At 66.8% G+C, this 2,330-nt stretch carries 3 protein-coding genes; all 3 read left to right on the top strand.

Features of this window, described 5'->3' with window-relative positions; all coding sequences use genetic code 11:
- Positions 1 to 670 (top strand): TylF/MycF/NovP-related O-methyltransferase (locus VEG08_03745; GenBank protein ID HXZ27095.1); only part of this gene is annotated, 670 nt, incomplete at its 5' end.
- 59 nt (positions 671 to 729) lie between these two features.
- A complete protein-coding gene (locus VEG08_03740; GenBank protein HXZ27094.1) occupies positions 730 to 1,413 on the top strand; it encodes a class I SAM-dependent methyltransferase in 684 nt (227 codons plus the stop codon).
- 120 nt (positions 1,414 to 1,533) lie between these two features.
- A partial coding sequence (rfbD, locus tag VEG08_03735; GenBank protein HXZ27093.1) for a dTDP-4-dehydrorhamnose reductase occupies positions 1,534 to 2,330 on the top strand: 797 nt, incomplete at its 3' end.

Here is a 2,330-nt window from a genome sequence, read left to right as displayed (position 1 = left end):
CCCCTCCTACCGCTTCCACTGGCCGGAGATGGCTTGGTGGCAGGACCCGGGGTTCAACCAGTACCTGGAGCGCTTCCATGAGTATAAAGGCCTGAACACGCAACGCCGTTGGATGGTGTACCAGTTGGCGCGCCTGCTGGTCAGTCTGCCCGGCGACACCGCCGAGTGCGGGGTCTTCGAAGGCGCCACCTCCTACCTGATCTGCCGGTCGCTGCAGGGAGGCTCCAACCCTCCACGTACCCACTTCCTCTTCGATTCCTTCCAAGGGCTGTCGGCTCCCTCCCCTCAGGACGGTGGCTACTGGACCAAGGGAGGCCTGGCTGCCAGCCTGGAGGCGGCCCGGGCCAACTTGGAGTCGGCGGGCCGGCTCAGTTGGCATCCGGGATGGATCCCGGAGCGCTTTGCGGAGGTCACCGAGCGGAGATTCTCCTTCGTGCACATCGACGTCGACCTCTACCAGCCCACACGCGACAGCCTGGCTTTCTTCTATCCCCGCATGCAGGAGGGTGGGATCATCGTCTGCGATGATTATGGCTTCACCACCTGTCCCGGCGCCACCCTGGCGGTGGACGAGTTCCTGGCCGACAAGCCGGAGAAGATCATCGTCCTGCCCTGCGGGGGCGGCTTCCTGATCAAGGGTTGCAACACGGCCGCTCCCCTTGCCCTGTGAGGAAGCTGGATCGGCGCGGTTGTCCCGGCGGGGGAGGGCGATGGTAAGATGCAGCGCCGATGGTCTTCCCGGAGAAGATTTGGAGTCATTACCAGGGAGCGGGAGTCATTGTCTTCTCGGGCGCCGCGCCCCGCCTGGAGTACCTCTTTCGACTGGTCAAGAGGCGCGCCTCCCGCGCCCCCAGCGTCCTGAACATCGGGGTCGGCAACGGCTACTTCGAGGCTCGCTGCCAGAAGGCCGGCTTCCAGGTCTGCGCGATCGACCCGGTGGAAGCCGCGGTGGAGTCGTTGCGGAAACAGGGGGTCGACGCCAAGAGGGCGTTGGTGTCGGCGATCCCCTTTCCCGCCAGCTCCTTTGACTTCGTGGTCGCCTCGGAGGTGCTGGAGCACCTGGAGGACCAGGAACTCAGCGCCGGCATCGGGGAGATCGCCCGCGTGCTCAAACCGGGAGGGTATTTCGTCGGCACGGTCCCTTACGAAGAGAAGCTGGGCGAGGAGATGATCGTATGTCCCGACTGCGGCAAGGTCTTCCATCGTTGGGGCCATGTGCGCAGCTTCAGCTCCCAGTCCTTGGGGACGGCCCTCGAACCTGCCCTCACTCAGGTCCGCATGAGGGTGCGTGGCTTTTCGGCGAGCCGGAGCTGGAGGGGGCGGGCGGCGTCGGCCGTGCGGCGCATCCTGCTCTTCTTCGGCAGCCATGGAGTCAACGAGAACATCGTGTTTGTCTTCGCCAAGCGCGCCTAGCCGGCGATGCGCGCAGATGGGACTCTGCCTCGCCGTCGCTGGCGGCGCGTTTTCTAGTACCATGGCTGACGCTGCGTTTGCTGAGAGGCCTTGGCGGCTGGGCGGACAACTCGGATCCTGTTGCTGGGAGGAGGCGGCCAGGTCGGCTCGGCGCTGCTGCCTGGGCTGGCGGAGTTGGGTGAGGTCTCCGCTCCTGGCCACTCCCAGTTGGACCTGGGGTCTGCACCCGCGTTGCGCAAGGCCGTGCGCGCTCTGCAGCCGGCCATCGTCGTGAATGCAGCCGCTTACACCGCCGTGGATCGCGCTGAAGCTGAACCCGAGTTTGCCCTGCGCGTGAACGCCGACGCCCCCGCCATCCTCGCGGAGGAGGCTCGCCGCTGTGGAGCCGTCCTGCTGCACTATTCCACCGATTACGTGTTTGATGGCGCGAAGACCACGCCCTACGATGAGGAGGATGCCACCGGGCCGCTCAACGTCTACGGGCGCAGCAAATTGCTGGGGGAAGAGGGGGTGGCGGCGGTGGGCGGTGCCTGGTTCATCCTGCGCACAGGCTGGGTCTACGCCGCGCGCGGCAACAACTTCCTGCTCACGATCCTGCGGCGGGGCGCTGAGCAGGAGACGCTCGCGGTGGTCGAGGACCAGGTGGGCACGCCCACCCCGGCCGCGGTGGTGGCGAGGGCGACGCTCGACGTCCTGCGCGCCTGCCGCGGGCAGAATGCCTACGAGTGCGCCCAGGGCCGGTCAGGAATCTACCACGCGGGCTGCGCCGGCCAGGCTTCGTGGTTCCAGTTCGCGCTCGCCATTCTTGCGGAAGCTGGGAGCGCCGGTTTGGGAGCGACACTCAAGGTCGCGCAGGTGCTCCCCATCACCAGCGCGGAATACGCGGCGGCTGCTCTCCGGCCCCGCTACTCGGTCCT

Source organism: Terriglobales bacterium, assembly GCA_035624475.1.
GTDB lineage: Bacteria > Acidobacteriota > Terriglobia > Terriglobales > Acidobacteriaceae > DASPRL01.
This window is presented reverse-complemented; position numbering and strand designations above follow the sequence as displayed.